Raw genomic sequence first — 17647 nt, 5'->3', positions numbered from 1 at the left:
TTCAACGGCTCCTTCATAACTGAGGGGGCCCTTTTTTTATATTTTTGTTGGCACTTAACCATTCAGGCTAGTCTATGTTTCTAGCTTTTCATCATCTATGATTTAGATTATATTGTTGAAGAGGTGATGTTCAGGACGAGGCAGCCTTGGCGTTAGAGTCCAATTTGTTCCCTCCTTGATCCTGATCTCTGTTTATTTTGTACTGAAAATACTTCAAACCCCTAGGTGTTCCTATGGTCTTACCATTTTGTTAGTTCTCTCGCTTTATGCTGATAGAATGGCCTGTTTTTTTGCTCCGGTATTTGCTTTAGCCACTGCGATTCTTCTATTCTATATAAGAGTCTATATAAGAGCCTTGAAGCTTAGGGCGATTCTATGGAATGGAATATTGTGGATGGAAGGGTCTGCGATCCAGATAAGGTTAACATACCCTATATTTATATGCTCTTTTATGAGAAAATCAATCCAAATGATTTCTTAGCAACGGTGAAATACACTAATTCGGGAGTTGTTTTTCAGAAGGGATATGCTTTTGGCTGGACTAAGATGAATATAGGACGAGGTGAGGTTGGGACGATGATCAAGAGTACACGTGCGGCCGTAATGACTGTATTGATGCTGTTATTGTTTGTGCTTCCTGTAACAAGCATTTATGCAGAGGGGAATCTATTGCAGAACCCTGGCTTTGAGGAGGGGGGAGATGATGCGCCTTCTAACTGGACTAAGGATATGTGGATTTCAGGAGATAATTCAGGCCTACTTTCAATCCAATCGGAGGAAGTTCATTCCGGCAGCAAGGCGGCAGTCATTGAGAATATCGAGCCCAATCATTCGAAATGGGTGCAGACGATTGAGGCTACGCCGAATAGTTATTATAAAATCTCTGGATGGATCAAAGTAGGAAGTACAGCAGGAGAGGGAATGGGCGCCAACATTCTTGCCGTTGGAGTAGGCGGGGGGTATCCCAGCGTAACTGATACGGCAGGTGAATGGCAGTATCTTGAATATATCGGCCAGACAGGACCGGAGCAGAAGTCATTTGGCATAGGCGCAAGTCTGGGCGGCTACTCTAGCTTGATTCAAGGTAAGGCTTATTTTGATGATTTTGCTGTAGAAAAATTAGACGCGGCTCCTGAAGGGGCTAACGTCATTTCGCTGGATAGTTCAGCGGTTAGTCCAGATGCCGGCGACAAGAAGGCAGACACTCCACATAAAGTATCTCCAACTAAGATGTTGCTGATCTCAGCGCTGTTTAGCGTGTTTTTTGCAGTGCTTTATACTAAGGCATTCCGTAGTGAGAAGCTTATGAAGCAGCCTGAGAATATTTATTCCAAATGGCTGAGCATTGCCATCGGAATTGCTTTTATCCTGAGAGTGTGGATTGGTCTTACCGCGCAAGGATATCAGAATGATATGAATACCTTTATTTCTTGGGGACAGCGTATGGTGGATTTAGGTCCAGGCAAATTTTATGAAGAAGGTTATTTTGCCGATTATCCTCCTGGCTATTTGTACATATTGTACGTGCTTAGCGCCATTCGTGGCGTTTTAGGATTCACTCAGGGCTCAGCTGGAGAGAATTTGCTCTTCAAGCTCCCTGCGATCCTTTCTGATTTGGTGCTCGGCTACTTCATTTATCAAATGTCACGCAAAAAACTCGGCACAGGAATAGCTTTCGGCTTAATGTTGTTGTTTCTGTTTAATCCAGCGGTACTTATTAATTCAGCGGCTTGGGGACAAGCAGATTCATTCTTTTTGATCTTCCTGCTGCTCAGTATCCATGGCGCTGCGAACAAAAAGTTTGTTCGCTCCGCAATTTTGTTTGCTTTAGCGACGCTAATTAAACCGCAAGCGTTGATATTCACGCCGGTATTATTGTTTGCTTTTTATCATCACCGCGCTTGGAAGCAGCTTGGATTCGGAGCTTTGTATGGATTAGGGATCTTCGGATTGCTTGCGGCACCGTTTTTCTGGAATAACGGAGGTCTGGTAGGGATTATTGATCTTTACAAGAGTACGTTATCTTCCTATCCGTATTCTTCAGTGAATGCATTTAATCTGTATGCACTGACTGATCCGATGTGGTCATCCCTTGATCTAACCTGGCTTGGCATTCCATACCGTGTATGGGGCTTCATATTTATTTTAGTGGCTGTAGCTGTTGCGGCATTTTATTCCTTTAAAAAGGATCGCTTGGACCTGACCAAATCCTATTTTATCGGGATGGTGCTTATAGTAGTGGTCTTTGTGCTTGGCACCAAAATGCATGAACGTTATATGTTCCCTGCTCTTATTCTTTGTTTGTTTACTTATATAGAAAGTCGGGACCGCCGCTTTTTATCGCTATTTCTCGGATTCAGCTTAACGCAATACATCAATGTGGCGTACACCTTATCCCACCTGAATGCAGATGTTAGCCCGGGTGCAGACGGAATCGTATTAGTGACTGCTATAGCTAATCTAGCATTACTGCTTTATATGCTGAATATCGGATACGATGTGTATGTCCGCAAGGGAATAAAACCTCTTCCAGCACCAATTACACCGGAAGAACAATATGAAGAAGATTTGAGAGTTGTCGGGCAAATTAAACCGCATCAGAAGGGAGGGCGATTTAACGATGAAGTTTAAGCGTATAGATTGGATATGCATAATAGCTATTACGGCCGTTTACGCAGCGCTTGCTTTATATAATCTTGGCTCTACTAAATCTCCAGAGACCTTATGGGAGCCTGCTGCCAGTGGTGAAAGCTTCTATGTAGATTTGGGGCAGAGTAAACCATTGGAACGGGTCAATATCTTTGGAGGCGTGGGCACGGGGAAGTTCAAGCTGGAATTCAGCGACAATCCTGAGGTCTGGAGCAGTCCGATGGATGTCAGTGAGGATGTCGGGAATGTCTTCATCTGGAAAAGCCAACCCCTGAACGTTACTGCGAGATATGTGAAGTTTACAGTTACCTCTCCAGGGTTCACTTTGAACGAAATGGCCTTTTATGAGCAGGGGGGAGAAAGAATCCCCCTTCCTATTGCCGGTGTGACACCGGATGCTAACGCAGTACCTAAAAGAGGAGCAGCGGCCAATCTTTTTGACGAGCAGTCGCTCATTCCGAAATATTCTAACTTTATGAATAGCACTTATTTTGACGAGATCTATCATGCGCGAACAGCTTATGAATATACACACGGGATAGTGCCTTACGAGAATACGCATCCACCGCTTGGCAAGCTTTTGATTGCCATAGGTATGGAGCTGTTCGGAGTCAATCCATTCGGCTGGCGTATTATCGGAACCTTGTTCGGAGTTGCCATGTTACCTCTTATATATGTAATGGCGCTGCGTTTGTTTAAGAAAAGCAAATACGCCGCCCTCGCGGCAGGATTGTTTGCACTGGATTTCATGCATTTCACACAGACAAGAATCTCCACGATTGACGTATACGGAGTATTCTTCATTATGTTGATGTTCTATTTTATGCAGCGGTATTACACAATGAATTTCTACAAGCAGCCTTTAAGAAAAACATTAATTCCGTTATTCTGGTCTGGCTTATTCTTCGGAATCGGCGTAGCTTCGAAATGGATTGTGCTCTATGGAGGAGCAGGGCTGGCCATTATGCTGGCTATCTCCCTTTTTGAACGCTACAGAGAATACCAAGCCTCCGGACGCCTGCTGGCAGAGGGGAAGATTAAAGACAAGGAATTGCTGGGCACCTGTCGTGAAGCAGTAGATTCTTTTTGGAAAAAGACTATTATTACGTTGGCTAGTTGTATCGGGTTCTTTGTAATTATTCCAGTAATTATTTATAGCTTATCTTTTGTGCCGGGGTTATCTGCATCAGCAGAGGGCTTCACTATAAAAGGTTTGATTGATTCCCAAAAGAATATGTACAACTACCACAGCCAGCTTGTAGCTACACATCCTTTTGCTTCCTCATGGTGGCAATGGCCGTTTATGAAGAGACCGGTCTGGTTCTTTAGCGGCGGTGAAGGTTTGCCGGAAGGTCAGGTCAGCAGTATAGTGACTATGGGGAATCCTCTTATCTGGTGGACGGGTATTTTTGCGATGCTGGCAACGCTGTGGATTACGCTGAAACGTAAAGATAAGAACCTCTACATGATCTGGATCGCCTTCTTCTCGCAATATGTTCCGTGGATGCTTGTCCCAAGAGAAACATTTATTTACCATTATTTTGCTATGGTACCATTTATGATTCTTGGTATTGTATATATAATGAAGTTGCTGGATAGTAAATTCCCTGAGGCCCGTTACGTACAGTATGTCTATGTAGCCGTTGCTTTGCTGCTCTTTATCGCTTTCTACCCGGTACTGTCAGGGATGCAGGTCAGTGGAGATTACGTGAAAGATATGCTGCGTTGGTTCCCTACTTGGGTTTTCTAGGATTTAATAAAAATCTATAAAATAAGTTTATGCATGCAGCGTTATTATGAAGTGTAGATGGATGTAACGCTCCAAAAAGCTTGTAGGAGGAATAAAGGTGAAAGCCAGATATAGTGTGATTGTACCCATGTTCAATGAGGAGCAAGTAATTAGCCATACTTATGAACGTTTGAAAAAAGTAATGGACGAGTGCGGCGATACTTATGAGCTGGTCTTCGTCAATGACGGCAGTCGTGATCGTTCCGCCCAGATGATTCGGGAGATCTGTGAACGAGACGAGCATGTCAAGCTGATTGACTTCTCGCGTAATTTCGGACATCAGGTAGCGATTACAGCTGGCATGGACTATGCCGAAGGTCAAGCGGTTGTTGTTATTGACGCTGATCTTCAGGATCCTCCGGAGGTCATTCTGCAAATGATCGAGAAGTGGAAAGAGGGCTACGACGTTGTATATGCGAAACGCCTGAAGCGCCACGGAGAAACGATGTTCAAAAAGGTCACCGCGAAGCTTTTTTACCGCCTGCTCAGCAGTATGACAAGTGTGGATATTCCTACGGATACAGGCGATTTCCGTCTTATTGACCGTAAGGTATGTGATGTCCTGCGGGGACTTAAAGAAAAGAACCGCTATGTCAGAGGTTTGGTGAGCTGGGTTGGCTTCAAGCAGACTATGGTGGAATATGAACGGGAAGAACGTTTTGCCGGAGAAACCAAATATCCGCTGAAGAAAATGATTCGTTTTGCGTTAGATGGCATCACCTCTTTTTCACATAAGCCGCTTAAGATTGCTACGTATATTGGATTCTTCCTTTCATTCTCTAGCTTTCTCTATTTATTTTTCGTCTTGTTTCAAAAGATATTTTTTACCTCCTGGACGGTTCCGGGCTGGGCTTCCATTGTAGGCGTTAATCTGCTCTTTAACGGTATCGTTCTGATGCTGTTGGGTGTGATTGGGGAGTATATCGGACGGATTTATGACGAGTCTAAAGATAGACCGCTATATATTGTTAGTGAGACTAAAGGCTACCAGAACGAAGAACAACTGGACCGCCGGAAGGACCACAATGATGTCAGATAAGAACTTGCGCGCTGCATTCATACAGTTCCTCAAATTTAATGCCGTAGGTTTGCTCAATACGCTTATTGATTTTGTGATTTTTACATTGTTGAATTCACTAGGGATGGTATACGCATTGGCGCAGGTGATCTCCTATAGTGCAGGCACGGCGAATAGCTTTATTTTGAATAAAAAAGTTACCTTTCGTGATCGCAACCGGGGGAATAAAGAAGGCTTCGACCGCGTGCAGCTGGTCAAGTTTATCGTGCTGAATCTGGTAGTGCTCGGAATATCACTGCTGCTAATGCATCTGTTGACAGACAAACTAGGTATTCAAGTCTTGATCTCGAAGGTGCTGGTTACCTTTATCACGGTGATCATCAATTTCTTTGGAAGTCGTAAATGGGTATTTTAAACATTAATTTCAGGCAGAAGGAGTTGCTATGCTTAAAGGCAAGTAGCTGTTTCTGCTTGATTTGTATATAACCATAGAAACAATATACGGAGGTGAATAACATTGCGTAAATTCTCCTATCTACTCATACTGGCTGGGATACTTATCATGTTATATCCGACAGCTAACGAATGGTACAACGACAGGCAGCAGGAGAAGTTATTAGAAACGGCTGAACTAAGCACTGCCGATAGTACTCCCCAGTCAGATCTGAGGAGCAGGTATGCTGAAGTTACTCAGCTGTTAGCAGAGGAATCGGTTCTGGATGCCCAGGCACAGCCCCAACCCCAAGAGACAGAAAAGCCTGAACCGGAGATTGAAGTCGGTGGCAAAGTAATCGCACTAATTGAAATCGATAAGATTGATTTGAAGCTGCCTGTATTAGAAGGGGCTACAAAAGCTAATATGAAACATGCTGCAGCCCATATGAAAGAAACGGCACCCCTTGGAGAGATCGGGAATGCTGCAATCGCGGCGCATCGGGCTCGAACTACGGGTCGTTTGTTTAACAGATTGAATGAGGTTGTTGTGGGGGATGTTATCACGGTAAAGACTAGTGATCAGGTGTTTAACTATGAGGTATACGATATTTCTGTTGTAGATCCGAGTGATGTCTCCGTTCTTGACGGGAATGACAAGGATAAGATTCTTACTCTGATTACATGTGATCCGCTAGTGAATCCAACGCATCGGCTGATTGTTCATGCCAAATTAACAAAATGAGAATAGTGAATGACAAGAAAACACAAATACCGGGAGATATTTATAAAATAATGGGTAATCTAGTAAATTAGGTCTTGTTCACAACTATAAATATGATAGTATTATACTATGAAAGCTAAACACGATAACGGCAAACCTTCCGAAAGGTAGGGACGCAAAGCTAAAGGGCCTTTTCCCGAAAGGATGGCAGCCAGCTACCGAATGAAGAGGCTTTTTTTGTTTGTTTCAAATGGATTCTATCAATTATATCTAGTAAAGCTAGAACAGATAGAGCTTATACGATAACGGCAAACCTATCGAAAGGTAGGGACGCAAAGCTAAAGGGCCTTCCCGAAAGGATGGCAGCCAGCTACCGAAAGGAGTTTTATCCGTGAAAAAGGTTTATTTTATGCTGGTGGCGTTGTTCGTCCTAATGACTTCAGTTCCGGTAAGTACAGCTCAAGCTGCAAGTGCAGATGCCAGCTGGTTGATTACATCCAAAGTGGCTCAAGGTGTTATTGGTATTAACTATGATATTCCGAAAGATAAAAGAATCAAACTCATGATCACCAAAGATAACAGCAGCTATACATATAACTTGTATGCTTCTGGACAAGCTGAGGACTTCCCTTTGCAACAAGGAAATGGGACTTATAAGGTTTCTGTTCTGGAGAATACAACCGGCAATAAATACAAAGCGTTATATTCCGAAGTAGTAGACGTAACCATGAGTGACTCGAATTCCGTATATTTGGGCTCCGTACAGAATGTGAAATGGAGTTCTTCTGATAAAGCGATTGTCAAAGCTAAACAATTAGTACAAGGCAAAACAACAGACGAAGAGAAAGTTAAAGCGATCTATAACTATGTAGTTGCGAATGTACAATATGATTACTCTCTTGCTAATAGTGTAACTACTGATTATATTCCAAGCATCGATAAGACATTGACTACTAAAAAAGGGATTTGCTATGATTACGCTTCTCTTTTTGCCGCAATGCTGCGGAGTGTAGATGTTCCTGCTAAGTTGGTAATGGGGAATACAAGCTACGTTACGCAATATCATGCCTGGAACGAAGTGTTGCTTAATGGGAAGTGGGTTACCATTGATACTACAGTGGATGCAGGACTTTCAAAGAGTGATAAGAAAACCGATTTAATTAAAGCCTCAAGCAAATATACTGCGGCAAAATACTATTAAGTTCGTCGCTAGAAATATAACCCTATTAAATAAACAACTAGCTTAATTATTAAGCTAGTTGTTTATTTTTATATTAGGGGTTGCTTTTCTATTAATAGTTGGGGTATTATAGGTAAGCGTTGTTAGACAGCGTACAGGCGATATAGACGAGGCTGATAAAAAGCTTCGAAAAATAAAGCTTGCATTTCTGAAAACAACATGATATATTATAAGAGTTGCTGCTGAGACATTAAACGGCGCCAACGAGAACTTGATCTTTGAAAACTGAACAACGAGTGAGTAGGAAATCACGCAAGTGAAATCCAAATTAGAGAATTAATTTTCTCGTCAGATGTTTCAAAATGAGCATATCGCTCTTTTCAATACTAATTGGAGAGTTTGATCCTGGCTCAGGACGAACGCTGGCGGCGTGCCTAATACATGCAAGTCGAGCGGAGTCATTTTGAAAGCTTGCTTTCAAAATGACTTAGCGGCGGACGGGTGAGTAACACGTAGGCAACCTGCCCTTCAGACTGGGATAACTACCGGAAACGGTAGCTAATACCGGATAATTTCTTTTTTCTCCTGAGAGAAGAATGAAAGACGGAGCAATCTGTCACTGAGGGATGGGCCTGCGGCGCATTGGCTAGTTGGTGGGGTAACGGCCCACCAAGGCGACGATGCGTAGCCGACCTGAGAGGGTGAACGGCCACACTGGGACTGAGACACGGCCCAGACTCCTACGGGAGGCAGCAGTAGGGAATCTTCCGCAATGGGCGAAAGCCTGACGGAGCAACGCCGCGTGAGTGATGAAGGTTTTCGGATCGTAAAGCTCTGTTGCCAGGGAAGAACGTCCGGTAGAGTAACTGCTATCGGAGTGACGGTACCTGAGAAGAAAGCCCCGGCTAACTACGTGCCAGCAGCCGCGGTAATACGTAGGGGGCAAGCGTTGTCCGGAATTATTGGGCGTAAAGCGCGCGCAGGCGGCTATTTAAGTCTGGTGTTTAAACCTTGGGCTCAACCTGAGGTCGCACTGGAAACTGGGTGGCTTGAGTACAGAAGAGGAAAGTGGAATTCCACGTGTAGCGGTGAAATGCGTAGATATGTGGAGGAACACCAGTGGCGAAGGCGACTTTCTGGGCTGTAACTGACGCTGAGGCGCGAAAGCGTGGGGAGCAAACAGGATTAGATACCCTGGTAGTCCACGCCGTAAACGATGAGTGCTAGGTGTTAGGGGTTTCGATACCCTTGGTGCCGAAGTTAACACAGTAAGCACTCCGCCTGGGGAGTACGGTCGCAAGACTGAAACTCAAAGGAATTGACGGGGACCCGCACAAGCAGTGGAGTATGTGGTTTAATTCGAAGCAACGCGAAGAACCTTACCAGGTCTTGACATCCCTCTGAATCCACTAGAGATAGTGGCGGCCTTCGGGACAGAGGAGACAGGTGGTGCATGGTTGTCGTCAGCTCGTGTCGTGAGATGTTGGGTTAAGTCCCGCAACGAGCGCAACCCTTAACTTTAGTTGCCAGCAGGTAATGCTGGGCACTCTAGAGTGACTGCCGGTGACAAACCGGAGGAAGGTGGGGATGACGTCAAATCATCATGCCCCTTATGACCTGGGCTACACACGTACTACAATGGCCGGTACAACGGGAAGCGAAGCCGCGAGGTGGAGCCAATCCCATCAAAGCCGGTCTCAGTTCGGATTGCAGGCTGCAACTCGCCTGCATGAAGTCGGAATTGCTAGTAATCGCGGATCAGCATGCCGCGGTGAATACGTTCCCGGGTCTTGTACACACCGCCCGTCACACCACGAGAGTTTACAACACCCGAAGTCGGTGGGGTAACCCGCAAGGGAGCCAGCCGCCGAAGGTGGGGTAGATGATTGGGGTGAAGTCGTAACAAGGTAGCCGTATCGGAAGGTGCGGCTGGATCACCTCCTTTCTATGGAGAATCGTTCTCTGCAATGAGAACATTCAAATCGGAAGCTAAGCTTCCAAAACTCAGGTTTAGGCCTGTTACTCACTCGTTGCTCAGTTTTGAGAGTTTAAGCTCTCAAGTAAGACTTGATCCTTGAAAACTGGATACCGAAACGAATTTGCGTTTTAGAACATCTTTTAGCAACTTGTGTAAACAAGTAAATGTTATTAGTGAGATGATTCCAAAGAGAATGTCATCGTATGATATTTTCCTGCGGAAAAATCAAGGTTAAGCTAATAAGAGCACACGGAGGATGCCTAGGCGCCAGGAGCCGAAGAAGGACGTGGCGAACAACGAAACTGCCTCGGGGAGCTGTAAGCAAGCTTTGATCCGGGGGTGTCCGAATGGGGAAACCCAGCTGTGGTAATTCGCAGTTACTCATTTCTGAATACATAGGAAATGTAGAGGCAGACCAGGGGAACTGAAACATCTAAGTACCCTGAGGAAGAGAAAACAATAGTGATTCCGTCAGTAGCGGCGAGCGAACGCGGAACAGCCTAAACCTAAGAGCTTGCTCTTAGGGGTTGTGGGACGTCTCACATGGAGTTACAAAGGAATATGGTAGGTGAAGAGGTCTGGAAAGGCCCGCGATAGAGGTAAAAGCCCTGTAACCTAAACTGTATTCTCTCCGAGACGGATCCCGAGTAGTGCGGGGCACGTGAAACCCCGTATGAATCCAGCAGGACCATCTGCTAAGGCTAAATACTACCTGGCGACCGATAGTGAAACAGTACCGTGAGGGAAAGGTGAAAAGCACCCCGGAAGGGGAGTGAAATAGAACCTGAAACCGTGTGCTTACAAAAAGTCAGAGCCCTATTAATGGGTGATGGCGTGCCTTTTGTAGAATGAACCGGCGAGTTACGTTTAACATGCAAGGTTAAGCCGAGAAGGTGGAGCCGCAGCGAAAGCGAGTCTGAATAGGGCGAATTAGTATGTGGACGTAGACCCGAAACCGTGTGATCTACCCCTGTCCAGGGTGAAGGTGCGGTAACACGCACTGGAGGCCCGAACCCACGTACGTTGAAAAGTGCGGGGATGAGGTGGGGGTAGCGGAGAAATTCCAATCGAACTCGGAGATAGCTGGTTCTCCCCGAAATAGCTTTAGGGCTAGCCTCGGTATAAGAGTAGTGGAGGTAGAGCACTGATTGGGTGCGGGGTCCGCAAGGATTACCAAGCTCAGTCAAACTCCGAATGCCATATACTTATTGCCGGGAGTCAGACAGTGAGTGCTAAGATCCATTGTCAAAAGGGAAACAGCCCAGACCATCAGCTAAGGTCCCCAAGTGTGTGTTAAGTGGGAAAGGATGTGGAGTTGCACAGACAACCAGGATGTTGGCTTAGAAGCACCACCATTGAAAGAGTGCGTAATAGCTCACTGGTCGAGTGACTCTGCGCCGAAAATGTAACGGGGCTAAACACACCACCGAAGCTATGGCTAGATACGTATGTATCTGGGGTAGGGGAGCGTTGTGTAGGGGTTGAAGGTGTACTGAAAAGAGCGCTGGACACTACACAAGTGAGAATGCCGGTATGAGTAACGAAAAGATCAGTGAGAATCTGATCCGCCGAAAGCCCAAGGTTTCCTGAGGAAGGCTCGTCCGCTCAGGGTAAGTCGGGACCTAAGGCGAGGCCGAAAGGCGTAGTCGAAGGACAACAGTTTGAAATTACTGTACCACCGTAATCCGCTATGAGCGATGGGGTGACGCAGGAGGGTAGTGACGCGGACTGATGGATGTCCGTCTAAGCAGTGAGGCTGATGTGTAGGCAAATCCGCACATCGTTAAGGCTGGGCTGTGATGGGGAGCGAAAATTATAGTAGCGAAGGTCATGATCTCACACTGCCAAGAAAAGCCTCTAGCCAGGAGAAGGTGCCCGTACCGCAAACCGACACAGGTAGGCGAGAAGAGAATTCTAAGGCGCGCGGAAGAACTCTCGTTAAGGAACTCGGCAAAATGACCCCGTAACTTCGGGAGAAGGGGTGCCCCGGTAGTGTGAATAGCACGAGGGGGCCGCAGTGAAAAGGCCCAAGCGACTGTTTAGCAAAAACACAGGTCTGTGCGAAGCCGCAAGGCGAAGTATACGGGCTGACGCCTGCCCGGTGCTGGAAGGTTAAGGGGAGTGGTTAGGGGTAACCCGAAGCTATGAACCGAAGCCCCAGTAAACGGCGGCCGTAACTATAACGGTCCTAAGGTAGCGAAATTCCTTGTCAGGTAAATTCTGACCCGCACGAATGGCGTAACGACTTGGGCGCTGTCTCAACGAGAGATCCGGTGAAATTTTAATACCTGTGAAGATGCAGGTTACCCGCGACAAGACGGAAAGACCCCATGGAGCTTTACTGCGCTTGATATTGAATTTGGGTACGATCTGTACAGGATAGGTGGGAGCCGTAGAAATCGGAGCGCAAGCTTCGGTGGAGGCGCCGTTGGGATACCACCCTGATCGTATCTAGGTTCTAACCTAGTACCCTTACCGGGTACGGGGACCGTGTCAGGCGGGCAGTTTGACTGGGGCGGTCGCCTCCTAAAGAGTAACGGAGGCGTTCCAAGGTTCCCTCAGAATGGTTGGAAATCATTCGCAGAGTGCAAAGGCATAAGGGAGCTTGACTGCGAGACCTACAAGTCGAGCAGGGACGAAAGTCGGACTTAGTGATCCGGTGGTACCGCATGGAAGGGCCATCGCTCAACGGATAAAAGCTACCCTGGGGATAACAGGCTTATCTCCCCCAAGAGTCCACATCGACGGGGAGGTTTGGCACCTCGATGTCGGCTCATCGCATCCTGGGGCTGAAGTAGGTCCCAAGGGTTGGGCTGTTCGCCCATTAAAGCGGTACGCGAGCTGGGTTCAGAACGTCGTGAGACAGTTCGGTCCCTATCTGTCGTGGGCGCAGGAAATTTGAGAGGAGCTGTCCTTAGTACGAGAGGACCGGGATGGACGTACCGCTGGTGCACCAGTTGTTCCGCCAGGAGCATGGCTGGGTAGCTACGTACGGACGGGATAAGCGCTGAAAGCATCTAAGCGTGAAGCCCCCTCAAGATGAGATTTCCCAATTAGTAAGACCCCTTGAAGACGACGAGGTAGATAGGTTGGAGGTGGAAGTGCAGCAATGCATGGAGCTGACCAATACTAATCGGTCGAGGGCTTATCCTATACGTAGAATGCAGATTCGTTTCGGATTCAGTTTTCAGGCATCAAGCCTGTAACACGCTTAGAAATTCATTCTCACTTCTGTGATGAACCGAATTTCACGCGGCGGCGTCTGTTTCATAGACGCATGTTTGGTGGCGATAGCGGAGGGGTTCCACGCGTACCCATCCCGAACACGACCGTTAAGCCCTCCAGCGCCGATGGTACTTGGACCGAAGGGTCCTGGGAGAGTAGGACGTTGCCAAGCACACGAAGCCATTGTTGATTTATCAACAATGGCTTTTTTGTTCCCTTTACCGCTTAATTTTAAAAATGTGGATAAGTTATGGGGAATTAACGAAATTATAAAAGTTACTAACATGTGGATGAAATAATAAAATATATTCAAAATGAAAGTAGTCCCCAATTTATGTGGATAGAGCAGTGGTATATGTGGATACTTCAAGTAAATGCAAGGATATTTTGCATGGCAGGAGGATAAACAATGGACAACAGTAGCAATCTTGTGTGGATAGAAGATTTTTCTGTACATGCGAGCGACACGGATTATCGTTCGCAGGGTAAGTTATCCTTTGTTCTGGATATCATGCAATGTGCGGCAGACTTCGCAGTGGGTAATTTGGGGATAAGTGTGGAAGAAATTCTGAATGCAGGAATGGGCTGGATGATGATTACGTTAGATCTTGATTTTAAGCGTATTCCCCGCCCGAATGATGTGCTTAGCGTACATACCTGGAGCAAAGGCACTAAAGGGGCACTGTGGCAACGGGATTATCGTATTTTCGATGCAGATCATATAGAAATCGCCACAGCACGATCCATATGGGCTTTAGTAGATATTGAGAAGAGAAAGATACTTAGACCGAATGCCCTTCCAGTTCAGGTTAAGCACTATAATGGCGATTCAGTAGGCGATATGCCTGTTAAGGTAACGATCCCTTCTGATATTACTATGGAAGAAGCTTATCGGTATCAGGTAAGATATAGTGGGCTGGATAGCAACGGACATTTGAATAATGCCCGATACGGGGATTTATGTTGTGATGCGCTCACTTTAGCGGAATGGGATAATGCAGAGTTCACACGCTTCCGGATTACTTATCTACAAGAAGCTAAGTTTGGGGATGAACTGACTATTTTACGTTCAGCTGTAACGGATGATGGTATATATGTACGCGGTCAGAATAGTGATACTGTGTATTTTGAAGCATGTATAGCGTTAAAAAGTGTCAAATAGTACGAATAAGTAAGTAATTTATAAATATGGAATATTATTATAAAAGCGATTTCTCCGAACATCAATCGGGGCAATCGCTTTTTTTATTGAAAACGGATGATGTTTCTAACATATTTGGAAAATTTTTTTGAGCCTGTCACAATTAAAGGGATCACATTCGTTATATAGTTGTAGTCAATAACAAGGAGGTGATTCTTTGGAACGTCGCAGCCCCGGGGTCCAAGTGAATCAAACAATAATTGAAGAGGCTATCGATCAGGTTCTTGCGGGTAACCGCGAAGCCTATAGAACTATAATACAAGCCTATGAAAGAAAGATTTATACGTATTGCTATTATATTTTGAGAAGTCATGAAGAAGCAGAGGATGCTGTGCAAGATATATTTGTAAAAGTGTATCAGGAACTCAGACGTTATGAGAAACGAGTCTCTTTTAGTGCATGGTTGTATAAAGTGGCCTATCATCATTGTCTGGATCAGGTTCGCAAACGCAAGCGAAGAAACCGTCTGTTGTCGCTATATAAAGAGCAGCAGCCCAAAGCCTATTATAATCCTAACGATGAGGAGCCATTGCAGAAGTTATTTATGGATGACCTGACAGCCGAAGAGAGCAATCTCCTGATTCTTAAGGTGGTTGAGCAGTACAGCTTTGAAGAAATGGGTCAGATTATGGATTGTAATTCAGCTACTTTACGCAAGAAATTTGAACGTCTACGCAAAAAGTTAGTCCGGCAAAGAATGAATGAAGGAGGCAGCCCTCATGGAGAAATGGCAAGATCGAACTGAAAGTCAGAAGATGGAGCACATTCGTCAAACATTCCAAAATCATGAAATGCCGGTAGACAGTTTCAGCGATTCAATTATGAAGCGAATAGGAGACGAGGGAATGGAAAAACGAGCGTCAAGAAAGAATGGAAATAAGTTTCTGAAAAAATCATTGGTGGCTGCCTCGGCAGCAGCAGTGTTGGGTGCGGGGATAATCGGTAGCGGATTTGTATCCCCGGTCATGGCTGAAACATTGAAGCAGATTCCTGTTGTAGGAAGTATTTTTAAGGGGATTGACGATAAAGGTCTAAATGCTGCTGAGGAAAAAGGATTATCTACTGCCCCTAACCAAAGCGTTACCCATGATGGAGTGACCTTAAAGGTTACCGATGCCTATTATGACGGCTCGCGGTTGGCTTTTGCGATTGAACGGGAAGGCATTGATAATGATAAGATGATGGCTGAGATGATTATTGAACCGATTGAGTTCGATCCATCGCTAACAGAACAACATGCGAAAGTGACAATGAACCAGTCCGAAAAAGGGTTGTTGGGTTCAGCAGAAGTGAAATTGCCGAATGGGAAAAAACTGGAGAGCCAAATGTCATCTTTTGGTGATGTTGAGGGAAAAAAGAATGCTATTTTATACGATTACAGAAATCTAAATAATATAGAGGCTTTGGGGGATGAATTTGAATTAAGCATCAGTGTGCCGGTTACACAAATTGCAGAGCCTTTTGTAATCAAGGTGCCGGTGAAAAAAGTAACGGAAGGAATTATCAAGCTTGATCTGAACCAAACAAAAGAGGCAGAAGAATTCAGTTATACGATTACCAAGCTGGAATTAACTCCAGCCACAAGCAGATTACAGCTCAGCGAAGAAGGTAAAGCGCCAACTGTGAAAGAAAAGGATGGATACACAACCTCTGAAATGTTCTATGAAATCGTTGATGAACTAGGTAATGCGTTCTCATCGGGTGGTTCATTTAACTTGCCAGCTATAGTCTATCCTTTGGTAGACAAAGATTTCATACCGTTCGCGCAAACACCAAAGACAATTACAGTTAAGCCGTTTACTTACTCCATTGATGAAAATCATAAAGCATTAAGGGATGAAGAAGGAAAACAAGTTAAACATTATTATCCGGAGCTTGAACAAACGATTCAGGTGGAGCAAAAGTAACTATTAATCCCATAAGCAAAAAAAGCCCGTGTCTGCATAGCAGATACGGGCTTTTTGTTAAAAAATGAGAATTTATAAGCTGCAAAACTATAATATCTTTATATTTCTAAGAGTAACGGTTGTAATCTATAAAAGACGACAACGTAGTCTCTTCTTGTAAAAATTCTAATGGAATGTAGATTTCACTCACCGAGTTTTCGTTATCTGGTCCAAGGTACAATTCACCATAATATTCCAATTCAAATGGAATGGACATCCTGTATTCTGTTTTCGGCAGCCAGATTCCGTAGATATATTTATAGGTAGAAGGGATATCACAAGAGCGGCCTTTATGGATGAATTTCAGATAACGTATGGGTGGTAAGATCTGAAGGGGGAAAGTCTGATTGTGGTCTGCTTTTATAGGACTAAGCTCGCAGGCACACATGATCGAAAACCCATTACTCTCATAGTCATCTGGCCAGAAGCCAAGCTGATAATATTTTTCAGGCTGTATTCTATTCGATATAGTGGCTACCTTATTGAAAAGCAAAGGCCAAGTATCAGAAATGACGGAGAAATCTAGGTCTACTTTAACTACGGGTCCTTGAAGTATAATTTCTCCGAAATCAACGAGCTGGGGGGAGAGATCACTATCAGAAAGGACTTGAAGTAGATCCTGTTCATATAGTCTAGGGAGCAAAGGGAGTTTCGTTTCAGTAAGTCTTTTTCGAACAAGAGAGGGAGTCGTGTGCAGCATTCTTTTGAAGGCACGGGTAAAGGTCTCATAGTTACTAAAGTTATAGTCTAATGAGATGTCCTGGAGTGAACGTTCTGGCATTCGATGAATGTCTAAGGCTGCTTCAGTGATTTTGCGTCTGGCTATATAGTCGCCGGGTGCTATCCCAGTGACTGCTTGAAATAGACGGGTGAAATGATAAAGGGAGTATCCCATTTCTTTGGAGAGGACAGCTACAGGAAGAAACGTGGTTAAGCGATCCTCAATGAGATCTAAGGCTTGAATGATTAGTTGGTGATTGTTCAAGAGATGTCCTCCCATAACAGTTAATAGAAATGGTGTCTAGCACGATTACTTCAATGATTTGCTGTCCAGTCGCCCCAAACAGCAGCCCAATCGGGAACTGTCACTTCCATTACGCGATCTGCACTAGGAAAATAGGCTTTGATGTCGAGAACCGGTGTGCCCGGATAGGCATCAAGCCCGGCCACCTCTACTATTCCAGAGTCTACATCGACAGACAGGATTGCTGCTACACTTAGCCCAATCGGATTAGGGCGAATAGGGGAACGGGAAGCGAATACTCCAGTTAAGGTCGCATCATAAGGAGGCTGAATCTGTGTAGTCTGCCGGAAATGATCCTCTGCAAACTCATGCAGCCACCAAAGCACTTGGCAATGACTAAACTGAGATAAACCTTTAAGCGCTGGTCTGAATTCCGGGTTGATTTCAAGCCGCAAATTATGTGCTGTACCTCTAACCGATCCTATAGATAATATATTATAGCTTTCTTGTTCATTCATTGACTATGACTCCTTTCGGGTAT

At 45.1% G+C, this 17647-nt stretch carries 11 protein-coding genes, 3 rRNA genes and 2 riboswitches; of the genes, 12 read left to right on the top strand and 2 right to left on the bottom strand.

Annotation, left to right across the window (positions count from 1 at the left end):
* Window positions 1–375 precede the first annotated feature (375 nt).
* From MKY14_RS24230 to MKY14_RS24175, 12 genes are all read left to right on the top strand, one after another.
* Window positions 376–2631 carry a glycosyltransferase 87 family protein gene (locus MKY14_RS24230; RefSeq protein ID WP_340977535.1) on the top strand — a complete coding sequence of 752 codons (2256 nt, stop codon included), beginning with the start codon at window positions 376–378 and terminating at the stop codon, window positions 2629–2631.
* Entirely contained in the window at window positions 2621–4399 is a 1779-nt protein-coding gene (locus MKY14_RS24225; protein ID WP_076307381.1) for a phospholipid carrier-dependent glycosyltransferase, read from the top strand. Before MKY14_RS24230 ends, MKY14_RS24225 begins: the two co-directional genes overlap by 11 nt.
* Before the next feature lie 97 nt (window positions 4400–4496).
* Entirely contained in the window at window positions 4497–5477 is a 981-nt protein-coding gene (locus MKY14_RS24220; RefSeq protein WP_038568643.1) for a glycosyltransferase family 2 protein, read from the top strand.
* On the top strand, window positions 5464–5871 hold the full coding sequence (locus MKY14_RS24215) for a GtrA family protein (protein WP_076130538.1): 408 nt from the start codon (window positions 5464–5466) through the stop codon (window positions 5869–5871). Before MKY14_RS24220 ends, MKY14_RS24215 begins: the two co-directional genes overlap by 14 nt.
* Window positions 5872–5973: 102 nt before the next feature.
* Complete coding sequence (locus tag MKY14_RS24210) at window positions 5974–6633, top strand: class D sortase (RefSeq protein ID WP_280753245.1); 660 nt, start codon at window positions 5974–5976, stop codon at window positions 6631–6633.
* Between the two features lie 119 nt (window positions 6634–6752).
* A riboswitch (cyclic di-GMP riboswitch) is annotated at window positions 6753–6835 on the top strand.
* Window positions 6836–6909: 74 nt separating this feature from the next.
* Window positions 6910–6990: riboswitch (cyclic di-GMP riboswitch) on the top strand.
* Window positions 6991–7003: 13 nt separating this feature from the next.
* Window positions 7004–7813 carry a transglutaminase-like domain-containing protein gene (locus MKY14_RS24205; protein WP_081387329.1) on the top strand — a complete coding sequence of 270 codons (810 nt, stop codon included), beginning with the start codon at window positions 7004–7006 and terminating at the stop codon, window positions 7811–7813.
* Between the two features lie 366 nt (window positions 7814–8179).
* Window positions 8180–9737 (top strand): 16S ribosomal RNA (locus MKY14_RS24200).
* 262 nt (window positions 9738–9999) lie between these two features.
* Window positions 10000–12923 (top strand): 23S ribosomal RNA (locus MKY14_RS24195).
* 127 nt (window positions 12924–13050) lie between these two features.
* A 5S ribosomal RNA gene (gene rrf / locus MKY14_RS24190) occupies window positions 13051–13167 on the top strand.
* The 16S, 23S and 5S rRNA genes sit together here, the layout of an rRNA operon.
* 237 nt (window positions 13168–13404) lie before the next feature.
* Window positions 13405–14157, top strand: a complete 753-nt coding sequence (locus tag MKY14_RS24185) for an acyl-[acyl-carrier-protein] thioesterase (protein WP_340977532.1) — start codon at window positions 13405–13407, stop codon at window positions 14155–14157.
* A 196-nt stretch (window positions 14158–14353) separates the two neighbouring features.
* Window positions 14354–14941: an RNA polymerase sigma factor gene (locus MKY14_RS24180; RefSeq protein ID WP_076128449.1), complete on the top strand. Its 588-nt coding sequence runs from the start codon at window positions 14354–14356 to the stop codon at window positions 14939–14941.
* Window positions 14916–16103: a DUF4179 domain-containing protein gene (locus tag MKY14_RS24175; protein WP_076128451.1), complete on the top strand. Its 1188-nt coding sequence runs from the start codon at window positions 14916–14918 to the stop codon at window positions 16101–16103. The genes MKY14_RS24180 and MKY14_RS24175 overlap by 26 nt, the downstream gene beginning before the upstream one ends.
* Before the next feature lie 106 nt (window positions 16104–16209).
* On the opposite strand, the gene MKY14_RS24170 is transcribed toward MKY14_RS24175, so the two are convergent.
* Together MKY14_RS24170 and tsaA are read right to left on the bottom strand one after the other, a co-directional pair.
* Complete coding sequence (locus tag MKY14_RS24170) at window positions 16210–17127, bottom strand: AraC family transcriptional regulator (RefSeq protein ID WP_076148047.1); 918 nt, start codon at window positions 17125–17127, stop codon at window positions 16210–16212.
* A 50-nt stretch (window positions 17128–17177) separates the two neighbouring features.
* The gene (gene tsaA, locus MKY14_RS24165) at window positions 17178–17624 is read right to left on the bottom strand and encodes a tRNA (N6-threonylcarbamoyladenosine(37)-N6)-methyltransferase TrmO (RefSeq protein WP_076148050.1); all 447 of its coding nucleotides are present in this window, start codon (window positions 17622–17624) and stop codon (window positions 17178–17180) included.
* Window positions 17625–17647: the final 23 nt, after the last annotated feature.

The organism is Paenibacillus sp. FSL R5-0887, assembly GCF_038002305.1.
GTDB lineage: Bacteria > Bacillota > Bacilli > Paenibacillales > Paenibacillaceae > Paenibacillus_AQ > Paenibacillus_AQ odorifer.
The sequence above is the reverse complement of the archived record's forward strand: the minus strand, read 5'-3'. Positions and strand labels throughout refer to the sequence as shown.